This is a genomic window from Delftia sp. PX-1 (assembly GCF_055797465.1).
In genome coordinates, this window is the sequence record NZ_CP184763.1 from 5628919 (window position 1) to 5648490 (window position 19572).

General features: G+C 66.9%; 19 protein-coding genes and 1 tRNA gene. 16 read left to right on the forward strand and 4 right to left on the reverse strand.

What is annotated here, in order from left to right; translation table 11 throughout:
• The first annotated feature begins 4 nt into the window (after window positions 1-4).
• The 5 genes from rapZ to ACN20X_RS25725 all read left to right on the forward strand — a co-directional run bounded on the left by rapZ (window position 5) and on the right by ACN20X_RS25725 (window position 4952).
• Window positions 5-907 carry an RNase adapter RapZ gene (gene rapZ / locus ACN20X_RS25705; RefSeq protein WP_016451048.1) on the forward strand — a complete coding sequence of 301 codons (903 nt, stop codon included), beginning with the start codon at window positions 5-7 and terminating at the stop codon, window positions 905-907.
• Between the two features lie 30 nt (window positions 908-937).
• On the forward strand, window positions 938-1660 hold the full coding sequence (gene creB, locus ACN20X_RS25710) for a two-component system response regulator CreB (protein ID WP_016451047.1): 723 nt from the start codon (window positions 938-940) through the stop codon (window positions 1658-1660).
• Window positions 1661-1676: 16 nt separating this feature from the next.
• Window positions 1677-3137, forward strand: coding sequence for a two-component system sensor histidine kinase CreC (creC, locus tag ACN20X_RS25715; RefSeq protein WP_016451046.1), 1461 nt, complete (start codon window positions 1677-1679; stop codon window positions 3135-3137).
• A gap of 124 nt (window positions 3138-3261) precedes the next feature.
• On the forward strand, window positions 3262-4695 hold the full coding sequence (gene creD, locus ACN20X_RS25720; RefSeq protein WP_016445706.1) for a cell envelope integrity protein CreD: 1434 nt from the start codon (window positions 3262-3264) through the stop codon (window positions 4693-4695).
• Complete coding sequence (locus ACN20X_RS25725; RefSeq protein WP_016445705.1) at window positions 4692-4952, forward strand: hypothetical protein; 261 nt, start codon at window positions 4692-4694, stop codon at window positions 4950-4952. Before creD ends, ACN20X_RS25725 begins: the two co-directional genes overlap by 4 nt.
• A gap of 22 nt (window positions 4953-4974) precedes the next feature.
• Here ACN20X_RS25725 and mutY read toward each other — a convergent pair whose 3' ends face one another.
• From mutY to mutM, 3 genes are all read right to left on the reverse strand, one after another.
• Entirely contained in the window at window positions 4975-6045 is a 1071-nt protein-coding gene (gene mutY, locus ACN20X_RS25730) for an A/G-specific adenine glycosylase (protein ID WP_016445704.1), read from the reverse strand.
• A 4-nt stretch (window positions 6046-6049) separates the two neighbouring features.
• The gene (locus ACN20X_RS25735) at window positions 6050-8047 is read right to left on the reverse strand and encodes a dynamin family protein (RefSeq protein WP_017405122.1); all 1998 of its coding nucleotides are present in this window, start codon (window positions 8045-8047) and stop codon (window positions 6050-6052) included.
• 338 nt (window positions 8048-8385) lie between these two features.
• Window positions 8386-9213: a bifunctional DNA-formamidopyrimidine glycosylase/DNA-(apurinic or apyrimidinic site) lyase gene (gene mutM, locus ACN20X_RS25740; protein ID WP_016445702.1), complete on the reverse strand. Its 828-nt coding sequence runs from the start codon at window positions 9211-9213 to the stop codon at window positions 8386-8388.
• A gap of 62 nt (window positions 9214-9275) precedes the next feature.
• Between mutM and ACN20X_RS25745 the strand changes: the two genes are divergently transcribed.
• The 7 genes from ACN20X_RS25745 to pth all read left to right on the forward strand — a co-directional run bounded on the left by ACN20X_RS25745 (window position 9276) and on the right by pth (window position 15215).
• Entirely contained in the window at window positions 9276-11063 is a 1788-nt protein-coding gene (locus ACN20X_RS25745; RefSeq protein WP_026062311.1) for a tetratricopeptide repeat protein, read from the forward strand.
• 44 nt (window positions 11064-11107) lie between these two features.
• Window positions 11108-11620 carry an outer membrane lipoprotein LolB gene (locus tag ACN20X_RS25750; protein ID WP_047326560.1) on the forward strand — a complete coding sequence of 171 codons (513 nt, stop codon included), beginning with the start codon at window positions 11108-11110 and terminating at the stop codon, window positions 11618-11620.
• Window positions 11621-11691: 71 nt separating this feature from the next.
• Window positions 11692-12555, forward strand: coding sequence for a 4-(cytidine 5'-diphospho)-2-C-methyl-D-erythritol kinase (ispE, locus tag ACN20X_RS25755; protein WP_016451043.1), 864 nt, complete (start codon window positions 11692-11694; stop codon window positions 12553-12555).
• 29 nt (window positions 12556-12584) lie between these two features.
• Window positions 12585-12661 (forward strand) — tRNA-Gln (locus ACN20X_RS25760).
• Between the two features lie 44 nt (window positions 12662-12705).
• Window positions 12706-13665 (forward strand): ribose-phosphate pyrophosphokinase, encoded by a 960-nt coding sequence (locus tag ACN20X_RS25765; protein WP_026063011.1) that lies wholly within the window; start codon window positions 12706-12708, stop codon window positions 13663-13665.
• Between the two features lie 172 nt (window positions 13666-13837).
• Complete coding sequence (locus tag ACN20X_RS25770) at window positions 13838-14467, forward strand: 50S ribosomal protein L25/general stress protein Ctc (protein WP_016445697.1); 630 nt, start codon at window positions 13838-13840, stop codon at window positions 14465-14467.
• A gap of 124 nt (window positions 14468-14591) precedes the next feature.
• Window positions 14592-15215, forward strand: a complete 624-nt coding sequence (gene pth, locus ACN20X_RS25775) for an aminoacyl-tRNA hydrolase (RefSeq protein WP_016445696.1) — start codon at window positions 14592-14594, stop codon at window positions 15213-15215.
• A 4-nt stretch (window positions 15216-15219) separates the two neighbouring features.
• Here pth and ACN20X_RS25780 read toward each other — a convergent pair whose 3' ends face one another.
• Window positions 15220-15483 (reverse strand): YfhL family 4Fe-4S dicluster ferredoxin, encoded by a 264-nt coding sequence (locus ACN20X_RS25780; RefSeq protein ID WP_016445695.1) that lies wholly within the window; start codon window positions 15481-15483, stop codon window positions 15220-15222.
• Window positions 15484-15773: 290 nt separating this feature from the next.
• Here ACN20X_RS25780 and ACN20X_RS25785 point away from each other — a divergent pair, with 290 nt between their 5' ends.
• Genes ACN20X_RS25785 through ACN20X_RS25800 form a run of 4 tightly spaced genes read left to right on the forward strand, consistent with a single transcriptional unit; the run spans window position 15774 to window position 19560 of the window.
• Entirely contained in the window at window positions 15774-16736 is a 963-nt protein-coding gene (locus ACN20X_RS25785; protein WP_016445694.1) for an ABC transporter permease, read from the forward strand.
• Complete coding sequence (locus ACN20X_RS25790) at window positions 16733-17650, forward strand: ABC transporter permease (protein WP_016445693.1); 918 nt, start codon at window positions 16733-16735, stop codon at window positions 17648-17650. Before ACN20X_RS25785 ends, ACN20X_RS25790 begins: the two co-directional genes overlap by 4 nt.
• Window positions 17651-17665: 15 nt before the next feature.
• Complete coding sequence (locus tag ACN20X_RS25795; RefSeq protein ID WP_203400454.1) at window positions 17666-18721, forward strand: ABC transporter ATP-binding protein; 1056 nt, start codon at window positions 17666-17668, stop codon at window positions 18719-18721.
• Window positions 18718-19560 carry an ATP-binding cassette domain-containing protein gene (locus ACN20X_RS25800; protein WP_034364074.1) on the forward strand — a complete coding sequence of 281 codons (843 nt, stop codon included), beginning with the start codon at window positions 18718-18720 and terminating at the stop codon, window positions 19558-19560. The genes ACN20X_RS25795 and ACN20X_RS25800 overlap by 4 nt, the downstream gene beginning before the upstream one ends.
• Window positions 19561-19572 lie beyond the last annotated feature (12 nt).

Below are 19572 nucleotides of genomic sequence, written 5' to 3' on the forward strand. Positions count from 1 at the left end.
TGCCATGTCGCTTGAGATCGTGCTGATCACCGGGATGTCCGGATCGGGCAAATCCGTCGCCCTGCATGCGCTGGAGGATGCCGGCTACTACTGCGTGGACAACCTGCCTCCCGAGTTGCTGTCCGCCTTCGTCGAACTGGAGCACGGCCGCCACAGCAACAAGGTGGCCATCGCCATGGATGCGCGCAGCGCCGGGGGATTGCCCCACCTGCCCGGGCAGCTGGAGCGGCTGCAGCGCCAGGGTGTCGTGCCCCACCTGGTCTTTCTGGACGCCACCACGGGCACCCTGGTGCGGCGCTTCTCCGAAACGCGGCGCCGCCATCCTCTGTCGCAAGGGCCTGTCGCCGAGGGCCGCCGCGCCCTGGTGCAGGACATAGAAACCGAGCGCGAACTGCTGGGCGAATTGCGCGAGAAATCGCATGTCATCGACACCAGCCACCTGCGCTCGTCCCAGCTGCAAAGCTATATCAAGGAGCTGATTGCGGCCCCGGTGGGCCAGATGACCCTGGTCTTCCAGTCCTTCGGCTTCAAGCACGGCCTGCCCTCGGATTCCGACTATGTATTCGATGTGCGCATGCTGCCCAATCCGCACTACGAACCCCAGCTGCGCCCTCTGACCGGCATGGATGCGCCCGTGGCCGAGTTCCTGCGCCAGCAGCCCGGCGTGGACCAGATGCGCCGAGACATCCAGCAGTTCCTGGAATCCTGGCTGGACATGATGGCCAGCAACCACCGCAGCTATGTCACCGTGGCCATCGGCTGCACGGGGGGCCAGCACCGCTCGGTCTTCCTGGTCGAGGAACTGGCGCGGCACTTCGCCCCGCGCTGGCCCACGCTGTGCCGGCACCGCTCGCTGGACAGCCGGCCCACGCTCAAGCCTGCCGACCTGCTTGCGCACGACATCTGAAGCGCCAGGGTCCGCTCCCGGAGTACTGCGATGCAAGGCATGCCGATGACGAACGCCCCGCGCGTGTTGCTGGTGGAGGACGATCCCGCCATCGCGCGCACCGTCTGCTATGCGCTGGAGCGTGACGGCATCGCCGTGCGCCACTGCCTGCAGCTGGCCGATGCACGCGCGCAATGGCAGGCGCAGCCGCCCGATGCCCTGCTGCTGGACGTGGGCCTGCCCGATGGCAACGGCCTGGACTGGTGCCGCGAGCTGCGCCAGGCAGGCGCCGCCGTGCCGCTGCTGGTGCTCAGCGCACGCGGCGAGGAAATGGACCGCGTGCTGGGCCTGGAGCTGGGCGCCGACGACTACCTGACCAAGCCCTTCAGCCCGCGCGAGCTGGTGGCCCGCACCCGCGCCCTGCTGCGCCGTGCGCAGCGCCTGCAGCCCGCGCCCACAGCCAGCACAGCGCCGCCGGCAGATGCCCTGTTCAGCATCGATACGCAAGGCCAGCGCGTGCGCATGCAGGGCGTGCCCCTGGAGCTGACGCGGCGCGAGTACCAGCTGCTGCGCTGCCTGCTGGAGCGCCCCGGACGCATCCTGAGCCGCGAGTTCCTGCTCGACAGCATCTGGGGCCAGGACAGCGACAGCACGGACCGCACCGTGGACACCCACGTCAAGACCCTGCGCGCCAAGCTGCGTGCCCAGGTGCCGCAGCAGGACTTCATCATCACCCACCGCGGCATGGGCTACAGCCTGACGCTGCCGGACTGACACGCCGCCGCACGCCATGCGCCTCGGACTGCGGCTGTTCTTCGCCTTTTTCGTCATCAACGGCCTGGCCGCATTCTTCGTGCTGCGCGTCTTCATGGTCGAGGTCAAGCCCAGCGTGCGCAAGGTGACCGAGGACACGCTGGTCGAAACCGCCTACGCCCTGGCCGCGCTGGCCAGCGACGACATGGCCAGCGGCGTGCTGCAGCAAAGCCCCGCGGACAGCCGCTTCGCGCACCACATGCAGGCCTATGCCAACCAGACCGTCAAGGTCTGGATCTGGGACACGCGCAAGACCAGCCTGGACATGCGCGTCACCATCACCGACCAGCAAGGCCTGGTGCTGTTCGACTCGGCCGGCCTGGACCAGGGCGCCGACTACTCGCGCTGGCGCGACGTGTACCGCACGCTGCGCGGCGAATACGGCGCACGCACCACGCGCGAGGTGCAGAACGACGAGGCCAGCAGCGTCATGTATGTGTCGGCACCCATCATGGTGGAAGGCCGCATTGCGGGCGTGCTCACGGCCTCCAAGCCCGCGCACTCGGTGCAGAAGATCGTGGACAGCGCGGAAAGCAAGATGCTGCGCGGCGGCCTGCTGTTCCTCGTGCTGTCGGCCGGGGTGGGCTTTGCCGTGACCTGGTGGCTGGTCATCCATGTGCGGCGCCTGCGCAGCTATGCCCAGCAGGTACAGGCGCCCACGCTCAACGAGGCCGCCTCCCCCACCACCGCCCCGCCCATGCCCGAGGCGCCACGCATGCCCGGCGAGCTGGGCGAACTGGCCCGTGCCATGGAGAACATGCGCAGCCGCCTGGAGGGGCGCGACTACATCGAGGGCTATGTGCGCGCCCTCACGCACGAACTCAAGAGCCCCGTGGCCGCCATCCGTGGCGCAGGCGAGCTGCTGCAGGAAGACCTGCCCGCCGCCGACCGCGAGCTGTTCGCGCGCCAGGTGGTGGACCAGTGCCAGCGCCTGCAAAACCTCGTGGACCAGTTGCTGCGCCTGAGCCAGCTGGAGCAGCGCCGCGCCCTGCACGCGCACACGGCCTGCAGCCTGCAGGCCTGTGCCGAACAGGCCATGGCGCAAGTGCACAGCGCTGCGCACCAGCGCCGCATCCAGCTGGTGCTGCAAGGCCAAGACAGCAGCGGCCCCTGGGAGCAGGACCTGGTGGTGCTGGCCCTCAGCAACCTGCTGAGCAACGCCATCGACTTCGCCCCCGAAGGCAGCAGCATCCACGTGGACCTGGAGCCCGGCCGCGTCAGCGTGCGCGACCACGGCCCCGGTGTGCCCGAGGCGCTACTCGGCCGGCTGGGCGAACGCTTTTTCACCACCCCCCGCCCCAACGGGGAGCGCAGCGGCACGGGACTGGGCCTGTCCATCGTGCTGCGCATCATGCTGCTACACGGCGGCAGCATGCAGGCCACCAACGCCCAGCCCGGGCTGCGTGTCACGCTGAACTGGCCACTGCGGGCACCCTGACCGCCAGGGCCTGCTCACTCGGATTTGGAGGCGCGAATCCGACTTCACCTTCACTTCACAGACTTCATTCCGGCCACACAGCCCCCGCCCAGACTGCGTCCACGATCAACGAACGGGATGTGGAATGAAGAACCGACTTCTTGCCAAAGGCGTGGCCCTGCTGGTCATGCTGGGCCTTTTGATGCTGGGCCTGGGCCTGGTACATGACGTGGTGCGCGACCGCATACGCAACCGCGACAACGCCGTGCAGGGCGTGGTCGCCAGCCTGGCCGGACGCCAGACGCTGATGGGACCGGTGCTGGTGCAAAACTGCACCGAGACCACCGGCATAGAAAAGGGCAGCAAGACGGAATGGACCACGCGCCAGTTCCAGCGCATGCTGCTGCCCGACCAACTGCGCCATGAGGCAACGGCACGCATGGAAGAGCGCTCGCGCGGCCTGCACCAGGTCAGCACCTACGCCATGCAGGACAGCATCAGCGCCAGCTTCACCCATGCCGCACAGTACCTGGAAAAGCCGTCCATCGAAGCGACAGCCAACCAGGCCGTGCGCTGCGGCGCACTGCGCGTGGCGCTGTCGCTGACCGATCCGCGCGGCATACGCTCGGCCACCATCGAGGCCGGCGGCAAGAGCCTGGACGTGGGACCCGGCACCTCGCTGGAACGCTACTCGCAAGGCCTGCAGGCGGAGCTGGCGCCTGCCCTGCTCAAGAAGGACGAGCCCCTTGAGCTGAAGATTGCCCTGGAACTGGTGGGCACCGAAAAGCTGGCCTTCGTGCCGCTGGGCAGCCACAGCCAGGTCCAGCTGTCGGCCGATTGGCCCCACCCCTCATTCGGCGGCAGCTTCCTGCCCAACCGGCGTGAAGTCAGCGACAAGGGATTCAACGCCAGCTGGAATCTCTCGGCACTGGCCTCTTCGGCGCGCCAGGCCTTCACCGACCAGCAGCCGCTGTGCCAGCCAGGCCGCCGCGACATGGAGGAATACGCCGCCACGGCGCACGCGCCCAGCAGCGGCCCCTGCCTGGAGTCGCTGGACACCGACTTCGTGGACCCCATCAACGCCTACTCGCTGAGCGACCGGGCCACCAAGTACGGCCTGCTCTTCGTGGTGCTGACCTTTGTGGCCGTCGGCCTGTTCGAGGTGCTCAAGCAATTGCGCGTGCACCCCATCCAGTACCTGCTGGTGGGATCGGCGCTGTGCAGCTTCTTCCTGCTGCTGATCAGCCTGTCGGAGCACATGGGATTTGCCAGCGCCTACGGCATTGCTGCCTCGGCCTGCGTGCTGCTGCTGGCCTACTACGCCAGCCACATCCTGGGCAGCCTGCAGCGCGGCCTGCCGTTTGCTGCGGGAATCGCCTCGCTCTACGGCCTGCTGTATGTGCTGCTGCAGCTGGAGCAAAGCGCGCTCATCGTGGGCTCCATCGCGCTGTTCGCCGTGCTGGCCCTGATCATGGTCTGCACACGGCATGTGGACTGGTATGCCTTTGGCCGGCAGGATGGCGACCGCGGCGATGCAGACGCAGGCACCCGCCCAACCGTGGGAGCGCTGCAGCCATGAACGTCCTCACCGACACCCCTGGCACGGCCGATGTGCCCGGCGTGCGCAGCCCGCTCGATCAGGCGCTGGAACGCCAGCGCTGCGAGCAGGCCTGGCACCAGGCGGTGCAAAGGGGCGACCGCCAGGCCCTGTTCAGCCTGCGTCTGCACATTGCCGAGGCCGCCGCACGCGCACGGCGCAAGCCGGGCGCACGTGAACAATGGCTGGCGTGGATGCTGCTGCGCTGCGCCCTGCTCCTGCCGCGCCGCACGTTCTAGGAAGACGCGGCGGCCTTGGGCTTCAGCCCGCAAACTGCGCATCCAGCAGCTTGCGCACCGGGGCCGGCAGGCCCATGTCGGCCCAGGCCCTGGCATCGGCCCAGCAGCCCTGGCCGTCTGCCATGGCAGCATCCGGGCCACTGCCATGGACAGGCACGCGCACCGGATGCAGATGCAAATCACGGTGGGTGAGCACATGCAGGAAAGCCGGCAGCTCGGTCCAGTCGGCGGATCGTGCGGCGGGCCAGTGCCGTGCGGCGGCCTGCTCCAGCGCCTCGCGTTCATTGAACACGGGAGGCGCATAAAGGCCCGCCCAGATGCCCTGCTGCGGGCGGCGCTCCAGCCAGACGCGGCCTTGCCCGTCCACGGCGATCAGCAGCCACCAGGCCTCGGAACTGCGCTTGAGCTTGCGCGTGCGCACGGGGTAGTTTTCGGGATTGCCGAAGCGGGCCGCCCGGCACTGCGGCTGCAGCGGACAGACCAGGCAGCTGGGCTTGCGCGGCGTGCAGATGGTGGCACCCAGGTCCATCAGGCCCTGGGTATAGCGGGGCATGGCCTGCTGCAGGTCCTCGGTGGGGCACAGCTGCTGGGCCAGGTCCCACAGTTCGCGCTCGTTCCTGGCCAGGGCCAGATCGGCATCGAAGGCCAGCACGCGCGTGAGCACGCGCCGCACATTGGCATCGAGGATGGGCACGCGCTCGGAAAAGCAAAAGGACGCGATGGCGCCCGCCGTGGACCGGCCTATGCCGGGCAGCGTGGCCAGATCCTCGGCCCTGCGTGGAAAGGCACCACCCCACTCCTGGACCACAGCCTGGGCGCAGCGGTGCAGGTTGCGCGCGCGGCTGTAGTAGCCCAGGCCGCTCCACAGCGCCAGCACGGCATCCTGCGGCGCGGCCGCGAGGCTGGCGACATCGGGAAAGGCATCAAGGAAGCGCTGGTAGTAGCCCAGTACGGTGCTCACCTGGGTCTGCTGCAGCATGATTTCAGAGAGCCAGACGCGGTAGGGATCGCGCGTCTGCTGCCAGGGCAGGTGATTGCGTCCATGCGACGCCTGCCACTGCACGACGGGCGTGGCAATCGAGGGAAAGGTCAAGATATCAAGCAGTCAGTGAAGTTTCCTGTGCAGCCTTTGCCAGGCCGGGGAAGGCGGGCGTGGGCGACAGGGGTTGCAGCAGTTCCATGGTGGCCTGTCCCAGCTGCAGCTGCAAGGCCGTGAGCTGTTCGTCGGCGGCCTCGATTTCGGCAATGCGCTCGACCAGGCCCGAAGCCGCATTCTGGATGCGGTCCACCGCTTCGATGCGGCGGGCAAAGCTGCGCTTGCGCTCTTTCAATTGGGCATCCAGCTGGGCCGTGGCGGACTTGCTCCACATGTCCACGTCGTTGGCCGCAGACTCGAAGACCGTGCGCAGACGCATGGCAAGGGCCTTGATCAGCCGCTGGGCAAACGCGGGATTGCTGCGCCTGAGCGCGTGGCCCAGGCCCAGGTACTGGGTGTAGCTGGCCTCGATGCGCTGCAGGTCGCCACCGAACTCGGTCAGCTCCAGCTGCGCAGGAGCCTGCAGCGAGAAGCCGAACTCGGCATTGAGTTCCTTGAAGGTCGCGCCCAGCATGGACTGGATCTCGCCGGCCTGCGCCTGGGCCCGGGTCGCCACGGTGCGCAGGCGTTCGAAGGTTTCCGCGTAGACCTTGCGCGCGCCCAGCTTCAGGCCGCGCTGCTCCAGCGCCTCCTTGAGATCGACCAGTTCCTGCTTGAGCGCGCTGGAACCGAGCTGCCGGAAGATGTCGCGCAGCATGCGCATGTGCACCAGGCGCACGGCCTGGATCCTGGCGGCGCTGGCATCGAAATCGCGCTGCTCGCTCTCGATGCGGTTGCGCATGGAGGCAATCACGCTGGCGTTCTTGCCGCGCAGGCTGCGCAGCTCGGCCATCTGGTCGTCCAGGTCGCGGCGGCGGATATTGAGCACGCGCTCCACCTCGACCTGCAACTGCTGCACATTGGCCCTGACAGCCGTCTGCAGCACCTTCTGGCGCTGGCCCATGATGCCCTCGGCCAGCATGTTCTCGAACATGGGCAGCCCGCTGGCCTGCAGCAGCGCCTCGTTGCCGGACACCTTGGCCACCAGGCCCTTTTGTGCCGACACGGGCAACACCCGCTCCACAGGCAGGCCCAGCATCTGGGCCGATTCCTGGCGCTGGCGCTGCAGCTGGGCCTGCACCTGCGTCGCGGAGCTGAGGCTATCCCACAGCGTATCTATCTTGTTGAGCACCACCAGACGCGAATCGGCCAGTGCCTGCTGGCCCGACGCCGCATCGGGCGGCAGCACATGGTCGCGCCAGATGGCCAGGTCGGACTTGGTCACGCCGGTATCGGCCGCCAGCACGAAGACCACGGCGTGGGCCTGGGGGATGAGGTTGACGGTCAGCTCGGGCTCGGCACCCACGGCATTCAGGCCGGGCGTATCCAGAATGACCAGCCCCTGCTTGAGCAGGGGATGGGGCATGTTGATCAGCGCGTGGCGCCACATGGGCACCTCCACCAGGCCCTGCTCATCCACGAAGGGATTGCCGCCCTGGTCATCGTCATGCCAGAAGCCCCAGGTTCGCGCCAGATCCACCGACACCTTGCGCACCTCGGCCACCTTGGCCAGCGTGTCGGCAATCTGCTGGGCATTGTTCACATCCAGCGGCAGCTGCAGCCAGGCCTCCGGCCGGGCGCGCCACTGGCCCAGGCTTTCCAGCGATTCGCGCGTATCGATGGGCAGCAGGCGCAGGCTGGGCTGCAGTTCGGCTTCCCAGCCCAGCTCGGCCGGGCACATGGTGGTGCGACCTGCGCTGGCCGGCATGAGGCGGCGGCCGTAGTGGGCGAAGAAGACTGCGTTGATCAGCTCGGACTTGCCGCGGGAGAACTCGGCCACGAAGGCCACCATGACCTTGTCGCCGCGCACCTGGGCTTCCAGCCGCTGCAGCCGCTCCTGCACAGCGACATCCAGCAGCTCCTGGGACTGCAACCATTCGCGCAGCGCATGCAATTGCTGCGCAAAGCCACGGCGCCATGCACCGTGCTGGTCGAATTGCTCGTTGAATGATGGTCCCACGTGTTTCCCCCGCCATTGCATCGCCAATGCCTGCCGATGCTTAGTGATCGCCTCGACATTGCGCCGCAAGCGTGATGCCTTTTCTCATCAAAATATAGCACCGTCGCCCCGTTTTGCCCGCAGCAGCGCCCCAAGGCCGGCCCCTGGAACGGGGGGATTCAGGGCAAAACATCGTTTATTTACAAATGAAACAATATTTCACCATCAATCCAGCGCGGCTGAGGGGTGATTTTTCAGAAATGTGAGCCTCCCGCACAGACCCGATATGAATCTCGCGCAGATTGGCCTCCACAAGCGTTACGAGACGTTGAGAATCCGCTCCTCTTTTTGAGGCCATCTCACGCTTTCTGACACCGCGCGCAAAAGTAGGTGCTGCGCTGGCCCTGGCGCAGCAGCTGTATGGGCGAGCCGCAATGCGTGCAGGGCTGGCCCTCGCGGCCATACACCTTGGCCTGCAGCTGGAAGTGGCCTGCCATGCCGTCGGGCGCCGAGAAATCACGCAGCGTCGTGCCCCCTTGCTCCACCGCCAGTTCCAGCACGCGGCGAATCTCCTCGAACAGCCGGCGCACCTTGCGCGGCCCCACCTCGCAGGCCGGCTGCGTGGGCGCAATGCGTGCCATGAACAGCACTTCGGACGCATAGATATTGCCCACGCCCACCACCACGCTGCCGCTCAGCAGCAATTGCTTGATGGGCGTACGGCTGGCCTTCAGACCGGCCTTGAAGGTCTCGAACAGGAAGCTGTCATCCAGCGGCTCCATTCCCAGATGGTCCAGCAGCCTGCGCGCCCAGGGATCGTTCTCGGCCGGCACATACATCACCGCACCGAACCGGCGCGGATCGTGCAGGCGCAGCTGGCCCTTGCTGGTGTGCAGATCGAAATGGTCATGCGCGCCCGCCGGACCCAGCGGCAGCTCGTGCGGCGCCACGAAACGCAGGCTGCCCGACATGCCCAGATGCAGCATGAGCAGGCCTTCGCTCAGCTGCATCAGCAGGTACTTGCCGCGCCGGCGCACGCTGTGCACCTCGCGCCCGGTCAGAAGCTCGGGGGCAATGCCCAGAGGCCAGCGCAATGGCTTGCCCAGCGCCACGGATTCAATGCGCGCTCCGGCGATCTGCGAGGCGAACGCACGCCGCGTGACTTCTACTTCTGGCAATTCGGGCATGCGATCCGGGTTGTACTGAGGTTGTGCGAAATGCGGGCCGAGGCTTCGATTATTATGATTCGATGGATCATCGCCTTCGCCTTCAGGGACTCGCCGTGGCAGCAGCCCTGGCCATGGGTTCCGCCACTGCCTGGGCTCTGCCTGGCAAGACCGCAGCCACCATCGAGACGGAATCCCCGGAACCTCCATCGTCCGCCGCCGCGTCTGCCGAAGAGGAGCGCGCAGCACTCAACGCCGAACTGTTCTACGAGATCCTGGTCGGCGAAATCGCTGCCAGCGAAGGCGCGCTGGGCGATGCCCAGGCCATGATGATGGAGGCTGCGCGCACCAGCGGCAGCGAGCAGCTGTACCGCCGTGGCACGGAACTGGCGCTGCAGTCGCGCTCCGGTGAGCGCGCACTGGCCAATGCCCGCGCCTGGCTGGACGCCTTTCCCCAGTCACGCGATGCCAACCGCTTCGTGCTCCAGATCCTCGTTGCGCTGAACCGCATCGCCGATACCGGCAGCTATCTCAAGCGCGAGATCGAGGCCACGCCCGCTCCGTCCAAGCCCGCCACCTATCTGGGCATCACCCAGCTCTACAACAACGCCAGCGACAAGGCCCTTGCTGCCGATGTGGTCGAGCAGGCTATGGCCGGCGAAACCGATAATCCGGCCAGCGGCCCGCTGGCCTGGGCCACCATCGGCCACATGCGCCTGGGCGCCGGGCAAAAGGCCGCAGCCATGCAGGCCGTGCAAAAGGCCCAGGCGCTGACACCCGACACAGGCCCCGTGGCCCTGCTGTCCATGGAGCTGCTGGAAGCCGGCATGCCGGAGGCGGAACCCATCGTCAAGCGCTACCTGGCCAAGAACCCGTCAGCCCAGATGCGCATGGCCTATGCCCGCGTGCTGCTGGGTCAGCAGCGCCTGGACGAGGCCCGGCAGCAACTGGTCTCCATCACCATGGATTCGCCCGACTACGCCGAAGCCTGGGCCACGCTGGCCGCCCTGCAGCTGCAAACGAACGATGTGGGTGCGGCGCAGGCGTCCACCGAGCGCTTCGGCAAGCTCGTGCCGCAGATTCCTGCCGGCGTGGCGCGCAGCGCCGGCCAGTCCCAGTACTACCTGCTGCAATCACAGATCGCTGAAAAGCAAGGCAGGTTCGACGAGGCCGACGCCCTGCTGCGCCGCATCGACGATGCCCCCAACCTGCTGAGCGTGCAGGCGCGCCGAGCGAGCCTGCTTGCACGCCAGGGCAAGCTCAAGGAAGCGCGCGCCCTGATCGAAGCCGTGCCTGCCAGCGGCCCCAGCCAGCAACGGCTCAAGCGCCTGGCCGAAGTGCAGTTGTTGCGCGACGCCAATCAGAATGCCCAGGCCTATGCGCTGCAGGCCGAGCTGCAAAAACAGGACCCCGAAGACGCCGAACTGGCCTACGACACGGCCCTGCTCGCGGAGCGCATCGGCAAGCATGACGAAATGGAGCGGCTGCTGCGCGGCATCATCGCGCGCCGGCCCGACTTCCAGCATGCCTACAACGCGCTGGGCTACTCCTTCGCCGAGCGCGGCATCCATCTGGACGAAGCAGAAAAGCTCGTGGGCAAGGCGCTGGAGATGTCGCCAGGCGACCCCTTCATCACCGACAGCCTGGCCTGGGTGAAATTCCGCCAAGGCAACCTGGACGAAGCGCTCAAGCTGCTTGAAAGCGCCTACGCCTCCCGCCCCGACGTGGAGATCGCGGCGCACCTGGGCGAGGTGCTCTGGGTCAAGGGCGATCGCGAACGCGCGCAGAAGATCTGGCGCCAGGGCCTGGCCTCCAGCCCCGACAACACCACGCTGCGCGACACCCTGCGCCGCCTGGGCGTCTCGCTTTGAGCCGCCGCGCCGTGCCCCACCCCGTGTCCCATCGTTTGCGCCCCATGCTCATCCGCCGGCAGCTGTGCGCCACGGCTGCTGCCACGGCGCTGCTGACTCTGGCCGGCTGCGCCCTGCCACCCCGCCAGCTCCAGGCCGATGCAGCAGCACCGGCCGCCGCCGGGCACTGGTCGGGCCGACTGGCGCTGCAGGTGGAAGATGCGCAGAACCAATCCTTCAGCGCAGGCTTCGAGCTGCTGGGCACCCCCCAGCGCGGCGAGTTGCTGCTGTTCACCCCCCTGGGATCGACGCTGGCGCGCCTGCTCTGGGCGCCAGGACAGGCCAGCCTGCAGCAAGGCGAGGACCGCAAGACCTCGGACTCGCTGCCCACGCTGGTGCAAGAGCTGACGGGCAGCGACCTGCCCATCGCCGCCCTGTTCGACTGGCTGCAGGGCCGGGCCACCGCAGCCGCAGGCTGGCAGGTCGACCTCTCCCGCATGGAGCAGGGCCGCCTGTCCGCCCGGCGCCATGACCCGCAGCCGCCGGCAGCGCTGCGCATCGTGCTCGACACACCCTGATTTGCGCCGGGCGCGCCCTCTGCCCCGCATCCCGCCGCACCCGCCTCCACCCCTCTCATCCTCTCCAGCCCATGCGCTCGCTCCACGACGTGCCGGCTCCGGCCAAGCTCAACCTGTTCCTCCATATCACCGGCCGCCGAGACGATGGCTACCACCTGCTGCAATCGGTCTTCATGCTGCTGGACTGGCACGACACGCTGCACTTCGACAAGCGCGGCGACGGCAACGTCAGCCGCGAGGACCTCTCGGGCATGCCCCTTCCTGCCGACGACCTCATCATGCGGGCCGCACGCGCGCTGCAACAGGCCACCGGCTGCAGCCAGGGCGTGCACATAGGCGTGGAAAAGCGCCTGCCGGCACAGGCCGGGATGGGCGGAGGATCGTCGGATGCGGCATCCACCCTCATGGCGCTGAACCGCCTGTGGCAACTGAACCTGACCCGGCGCGAACTGCAACGCATTGGACTGGGTCTGGGCGCAGATGTGCCCTTCTTTCTGTGCGGCAGCTCCGCCTGGGTGGAGGGCATAGGCGAGCACATCACGCCGCTGGAGCACAGCCATGCCCTGCCGCCCCAGCGGTTCGTGGTGGTCAAGCCCGAGGCGGGACTGGAAACCCTGTCCATCTTCCGCGCCCCCGACCTCAAGCGCGATCATGCCCATGCTACAATCGCCGACTTTGCTGCAGATCACTATGGCTTTGGCCAGAACGACTTGCAGCCCGTCGCCGAAAGGCTGCAGCCTGAAGTGAAAAAAGCCATTGATTGGCTCAAGTCCTTCAAACTGCGTGCTAGAATGACGGGCTCGGGAAGTGCAGTATTTGCACCACTGACGCAAACAATCGACTTCCAGAATGCCCCAGGCGTCTGGAATGTCAGAGTTTGCAGGAATCTGCAGGCCCATCCCCTCAAGGATTGGCTCAAAGATGAGAGTTTATAGGCTGTCTGCCTGCGGCAGAGGGCCTGTGTAGGGGAGTCGCCAAGTTGGTAAAGGCACCGGATTTTGATTCCGGCATGCGAGGGTTCGAGTCCTTCCTCCCCTGCCAAACGTCTTTCGCGTCAAGGCAAACCCATCGTACTGGGGCGCTCAATGCATTCACATCATCCTGACATCATGGTCTTCACCGGCAATGCCAATCCTGGCATGGCCGCTGAAATCGTTCAGCACCTCGGCACCACGCTGGGTGCAGCCGACGTGGGTCGCTTCTCCGATGGAGAAGTCGCCGTCGAGATCAAGCAGAACGTGCGTACGCGCGACGTCTTCGTCGTGCAATCGACCTGCGCACCGACCAACGACAACCTGATGGAACTGCTGGTCATGGTGGACGCCCTCAAGCGTGCATCGGCCGAGCGCATCTGCGCGGTGATTCCCTACTTCGGCTATGCCCGCCAGGACCGCCGCCCGCGCTCCACCCGCGTGCCGATCACGGCCAAGGTCGTGGCCAACATGCTGCAGGCCGTGGGTGTCGAGCGCGTGCTGACCATGGACTTGCACGCAGACCAGATCCAGGGTTTCTTCGACATCCCCGTGGACAACATCTATGCCACGCCGGTGCTGCTGGGCGATCTGCGCCAGAAGAACTACGAAGACCTGATCGTTGTCTCGCCCGACGTGGGTGGCGTGGTCCGTGCCCGTGCGCTGGCCAAGCAGCTGGGCTGCGACCTGGCCATCATCGACAAGCGCCGCCCCAAGGCCAACGTCTCCGAAGTCATGCACGTGATCGGCGACATCGACGGCCGCAACTGCGTGATCATGGATGACATGATCGACACCGCCGGCACCCTGGTGAAGGCAGCCGAAGTGCTCAAGCAGCGTGGTGCCAAGAGCGTCTACGCCTATTGCACGCACCCGATCTTCTCGGGTCCGGCCATCGAGCGCATCGGCAACGGCAGTGCACTGGACGAGGTCGTGGTGACCAACACCATTCCTCTGAGCGCCGAAGCCCAGGCTTGCGGCAAGATCCGCCAACTGTCCGTGGCCCCCCTGATTGCCCAGACAATCCAGCGGATTTCCACCGGCGATTCGGTGCTGAGCCTGTTCTCCGAATAAAATATCGGCCCCTGTGGTCTGAACCAGCAAACCTCCTTCGGGAGGTTTGCGCGTTCCGGGATGGTTTCAGGACCATCCCGGGACACCGCAAGAGCAGCCTGTTCCGCACGGGGCAGGCGTTCTTTTATCAACGGATGAGGCTGGTCGCGGTCCATCCATCTAGGAGTTAGTTATGCAATTCGTCGCTTTTGAGCGCGCCAAGCAAGGTACGGGTGCGAGCCGCCGTCTGCGCAATTCGGGCAAGGCCCCTGGCATCGTCTACGGCGGTGCTGCCGAAGCCCAACTGATCGAGATCGATCACAACGCCCTGTGGCACGCCCTGAAGAAGGAAGTGTTCCATTCCAGCGTTCTGGACATGGAAGTCAACGGCCAGACCTCCAAGGTCGTGCTGCGCGACGTGCAATTCCACCCCTACAAGCAGCTGATCCTGCACGTGGACTTCCAGCGCGTTGACGACAAGACCAAGGTTCACCTGAAGGTGCCGCTGCACTTCGAAGGCATGGAACAGTCCCAGGCCGTCAAGGTCGAGAACTGCACCATCACTCCCCTGATCCATGAACTGGACGTGGTGTGCATGCCCGCTCAACTGCCCGAGTTCATCAAGGTGGACCTGAGCGGCCTGACCTCCAAGTCGACCCTGGGCCTGCAGAACGTCAAGCTGCCCAACGGCGTGAAGGCTGTGGTGCGCGGCTCCAACAAGAACCCGGCCCTGATCTCCATCAAGCTGCCCGAAGTGGCTCCTGATGCATCCGCAGCTCCCGCAGCGGCTCCGGCCGCTCCGGCAAAGAAGGGCAAGAAGTAATTCTTGGCTTTCCCTTGCGGCGGCTGCGGCTGCCGCAACCTGCAAAAGGCCCACCTCGCGTGGGCCTTTTGCATGGTGAACACCATCGCCTGCCTGCTGAGGCCGCCATGGAGATAATCGCCCGATGATCAAATTGTTTGTCGGCCTGGGCAATCCCGGGCCGGAGTATGAGGACACCCGCCACAACGCGGGTTTTTGGTGGATAGATGCGCTGGCGCGCGAACTCAAGGTCCACCTGGTGCCCGAGCGCAGCTACTTCGGCCTCATGGCCCGCGCCAGCGTGCGTGGCGAGAGTGTCTGGCTGCTCGAGCCGCAGACCTTCATGAACCTGTCCGGCAAATCGGTGGGCGCGCTGGCGCGCTTTTTCAAGATCCAGCCCGAGGAGGTCCTCGTGGTCCATGACGAACTGGACTTCGCCCCAGGCCAGGTCAAGCTCAAGCGCGGCGGCAGCCACGGCGGCCACAACGGCCTGCGCGATATCCATGCCCAGCTGGGCTCGGCCGACTACTGGCGGCTGCGCATCGGCATAGGCCACCCGGGGCACAAGGCCGAAGTCGCCAACTGGGTGCTCAAGAAGCCCGCGCCCGACCAGCGCCAGCTGATCGAGGACAGCATTGCCCATTCGCTCAAGGCCTGGCCCGAGCTGCAGGCGGGCGACATGGACAAGGCGACCTTGCTGATCCACACCACCAAGCCTCCACGCCCCAAGCCCGTGCGCCCGGCCACAGCCGAGAGCGACAAGGGCTGAGCGATCAGGAAGCGGCGGGAGCCTGGGATTGCAGACGCAGGTATTTCTGCATCAGCGTCTCGCGGTCTTCCACGTGGGCGGGATTCACGGGAATGCAGGCCACGGGGCAGATCTGCACGCACTGGGGTTCATCGAAATGCCCCACGCATTCCGTGCACTTGCTGTGCTCGATCTCGTAGTACTCCTCGCCCATGGAGATTGCATCGTTGGGGCACTCAGGTTCGCAGACATCGCAGTTGATGCATTCGTCGGTGATCATCAAAGCCATGGCAGGTCCCTCGCAAGCGCACGCCACGCTCCGGGCCGGGCAGGCCCTTGCATCCCGAACGGGCCTTGCAGCAAGGTGGCATCAGTCATTGCGCCATTATCCTGCCCCCTTCATACGCATGAAGGCTGCACGGGCAAGCATACGCGCCGGATCGGCACGGAGCGATGCACCTTCAAAGGCCGCTATGCTGCGCGCATGGGCCGTGCGCAGTACCATTCGGGCCCGCCAAGAACCACCCACACACATTCCGCCGACGTGACAGCCCAACACCGTGCCAAGGCCGACTGCCCATGAGCGTCTTCCTGCTCAAGCGCCTGCTGATGCTGGCAGCCACGCTGCTGGGCGCCTCGGCCGTGGTGTTCGGCGTGCTGGAAGTGCTGCCCGGCAATGCGGCCCAGACGCTGATGGGGCCCGATGCCGCCCCCGAGGCCGTGCAGGCGCTGGCCGAGCAGCTGGGACTGGACCAGCCAGCCTGGCAGCGCTACCTGCAGTGGCTGCAGGGGCTGCTGCATGGCGACATGGGACTGAGCTACGCCTACAGCACACCGGTCAGCGATCTGGTGCTGGAGCGCCTGGCAGTGACCGCCCCGCTGGCCGTGATGGCCATGCTCATCACCACCGTGCTGGCCCTGGCAGCGGGCATCTATGCCGCCTCGCGCCACAACCGATGGGGCGACCTGGGCGTCATGGGCCTGGCGCAGATCGGCATTGCCATCCCGAATTTCTGGTTCGCCATCCTGCTGATCCTGGTGTTCTCGGTGAAGCTGCAATGGTTTTCCGCAGGCGGCTTTCCAGGCTGGAGCGAGGCCGATGGCGGCGGCGTCCTGCCCGCACTGCAGGCCCTGCTGCTGCCGGCGATCTCGCTGGCCGTGGTGCAGGCGGCCATCCTGGCGCGCATCACGCGCTCGGCCGTGCTGGAAGTGCTGCGCGAGGACTTCGTTCGCACGGCCCGCGCCAAGGGCCTGCCGCGCCGCGCCGTGCTCTGGGGCCACGTGCTGCGCAATGCCATGATTCCCGTGCTCACGGTCATGGGGCTGCAGTTTGCCCAGTTGCTGGCCGGCACCATCGTGGTGGAGAACGTGTTCTACCTGCCGGGCCTGGGCCGGCTGATCTTCCAGTCCATCGCCAACCGCGACCTCATCGTCGTGCGCAACTGCGTGCTGCTGCTGGCGGCCATGGTGGTGGTCATCAACTTCATCGTGGATGTGCTGTATGCAGCCATTGATCCACGCATCGAGGCCAGCGACATATGAGCCAGCCAGGCAACCCTGTTTCGCCGACCGCTGCGCCACCGGGCCATCGGCCCACGCGGGCGGTCACCCTCAGCAGGCCGGCCAGCCTGGGCCGGCGCATGCTGGGCCACCGCAGCTTCATGCTGGGTGCCATGCTGACCGCGCTGCTGCTGCTCACCGCGCTGCTGTCCTTGTGGTGGACGCCGGGCTCGGCCTACGACATGGACCTGGATGCCAAGCTGGCCGCACCCGGCAGCCTGCACTGGCTGGGCACCGATGCCTATGGGCGCGATGTGGCCTCGCTGCTGTTCCTGGGCGCGCGCAGTTCCATCCTGGTCGGCGTGATCGCCGTGGGCATCGGGCTGTCGATGGGCGTGGTGCTGGGACTGGTCGCCGCGGCCTGCCGGGGCTGGGTGGAAGAGGCCATCATGCGGCTGGCCGATTTCAGTTTCGCCTTTCCTGCGCTGCTATCGGCCATCATGCTCACGGCCGTGTTCGGCGCGGGCATCGTCAACGCCATCATTGCCATCGGCATCTTCAACATTCCCACCTTTGCGCGCATCACGCGGGCATCGGCCAAGGCGGTCTGGGCACGTGAATACGTGCTGGCTGCACGCGCCTGCGGCCATGGCCGCGCCAGCATCACCTGGCGCCATGTGCTGCCCAACATCCTGCCCGTGCTGGTGGTGCAGGCCACCATACAGTTCGCGCTGGCCATTCTGGCGGAGGCCGCCCTGTCCTATCTGGGCCTGGGCACGCAGCCGCCGCAGGCCTCCTGGGGCCGCATGCTCAGCGAGGCCCAGACCCTCATGTTCCAGGCCCCGCTGCTGGCCGTGTGGCCGGGCCTGGCCATTGCACTGTCCGTGCTCGGGCTCAACCTGCTGGGCGACGGGCTGCGCGATCTGCTCGACCCGCGCCTGTCGCGCCAGCGCTGAGGAAGGCACGCGCCCATGCCCCTGCTCGAAGTCTCCGGCCTCACCATCACCTTGCAAACCCCGCGCGGCCGCGCGCGTGCCGTGCAGAACCTGGAATTCATCCTGGAGCGCGGCGCCACGCTGGGCCTGATCGGCGAGTCGGGCTGCGGCAAGTCGCTGACCGCCCTGGCGCTGATGGGCCTGCTGCCGGAGCATGCGCAGGTGGACGGCAGCATCCGGCTCAACGGCCAGGAGCTGCTGGACATGGACGAGCGCGCGCTGTGCCGCCTGCGCGGCAACCGCATGGCCATGGTGTTTCAGGAGCCCATGACGGCCCTCAACCCCGTGCACGGCATCGGCCGCCAGGTGGCCGAGCCGCTGCGCCACCACCAGCGCCTGGGCCGCCAGGCCGCGCGCGAGCGCGCAGTGGCCCTGTTGGAGCGCGTGGGCATTGCCCGCGCAGCCCAGCGCTTTGATGACTATCCGCACCAGTTCTCGGGCGGCCAGCGCCAGCGCATCACCATCGCCATGGCCCTGGCCTGCGGGCCCGACCTGCTGATCGCCGACGAACCTACCACGGCGCTGGACGTGACCGTGCAGCAGCAAATCCTGGATCTGCTGCAGGAACTGGTGGCCGAGCACTCCATGGCCTTGCTGCTGATCTCGCACGATCTGGGAGTGATCGCGCAAAACGTGGAGCAGCTTCAGGTGATGTACGGCGGCACCGTGGTCGAAAGCGGCATGACCGAGGCCATCTTCGCGCGCCGCGCCCATCCCTACACGCGCGGCCTGTTCGCCGCCAGGCCACAGCTGGAGCTTTCGGGGCCAGGCCACCAGCCGCCGGCGCGGTTGCCCACCATTGCCGGCACCGTGCCCGAGCTGGTGGACCTGCCAGCCGGCTGCGCCTTCGCGGGCCGCTGCAGCTATACCGAGCCCACCTGCCACAGCGAGCGCCCGCGCGCCCTGGTGCTGGAGCGCCCGCAGCGGCCCATGCCCACTGCCCTGCAGGCCTGGGCACAGCCGCATGTGGTGCGCTGCCTGCGCTCCGAGGCCATTGCGCCGGGCATGCATACGCAGGGCCGTAGCACATGACGGAGCACGACCGCCAGGCACCGGCCGCTGCCGAGCCGCCCCTGCTGCAGGTGACGGACCTGGCCCGCAGCTACCGGCTGCCACGCCGCTCGTTGTGGCGTGCGCCGGAGCAGGTGCATGCGCTGCGCGGCGTGGATTTCACGCTGACGGCGGGGCGCAGCCTGGGCGTGGTGGGCGAGTCGGGTTCCGGCAAGTCCACGCTGGCACGCCTGGTCATGGCGCTGGACACTCCCAGCGCCGGCAGCGTGCAGCTGCTGGGCCAGGATCTGCACCGGCTCGGCAACCAGGCACTGCGCATGGCGCGCCGCGATTTCCAGATGGTGTTCCAGGATCCTTACGGTTCGCTGGACCCGCGCATGACGGTGGAACACATCGTCTGCGAGCCCCTGACCGCCCAGCCTGCACCGCCCGAGCGCGCAGCCCGGCGCGACCTGGCCCGCGCCACGCTGGAGCAGGTCGGGCTGCGCGTGCAGGACCTGGACAAGTACCCGCATGAATTCTCGGGCGGCCAGCGCCAGCGCATCGCCATTGCACGCGCCCTGGTCACGCGACCCCGCCTCATCGTGGCCGATGAGCCCGTGAGCGCCCTCGACGTCTCGGTGCAGGCCCAGGTACTGAACCTGCTGCGCGATCTGCAGCAGCAGCTGGGCCTGTCCTACCTGTTCATCAGCCACGACCTGGCCGTGGTCCAGCACCTGTGCGACGACGCCATCGTGCTGAGCGAAGGCCGCATCGTCGAGCGCGGGGCTCCGCAGCAACTGTTCCACGCCCCGCAGCATCCCTACACCCAGGCCCTGGTACGGGCCGTGCCACGCATCGCCCTGCAGCACCGAGCCTGAAAGCCGAAAGCT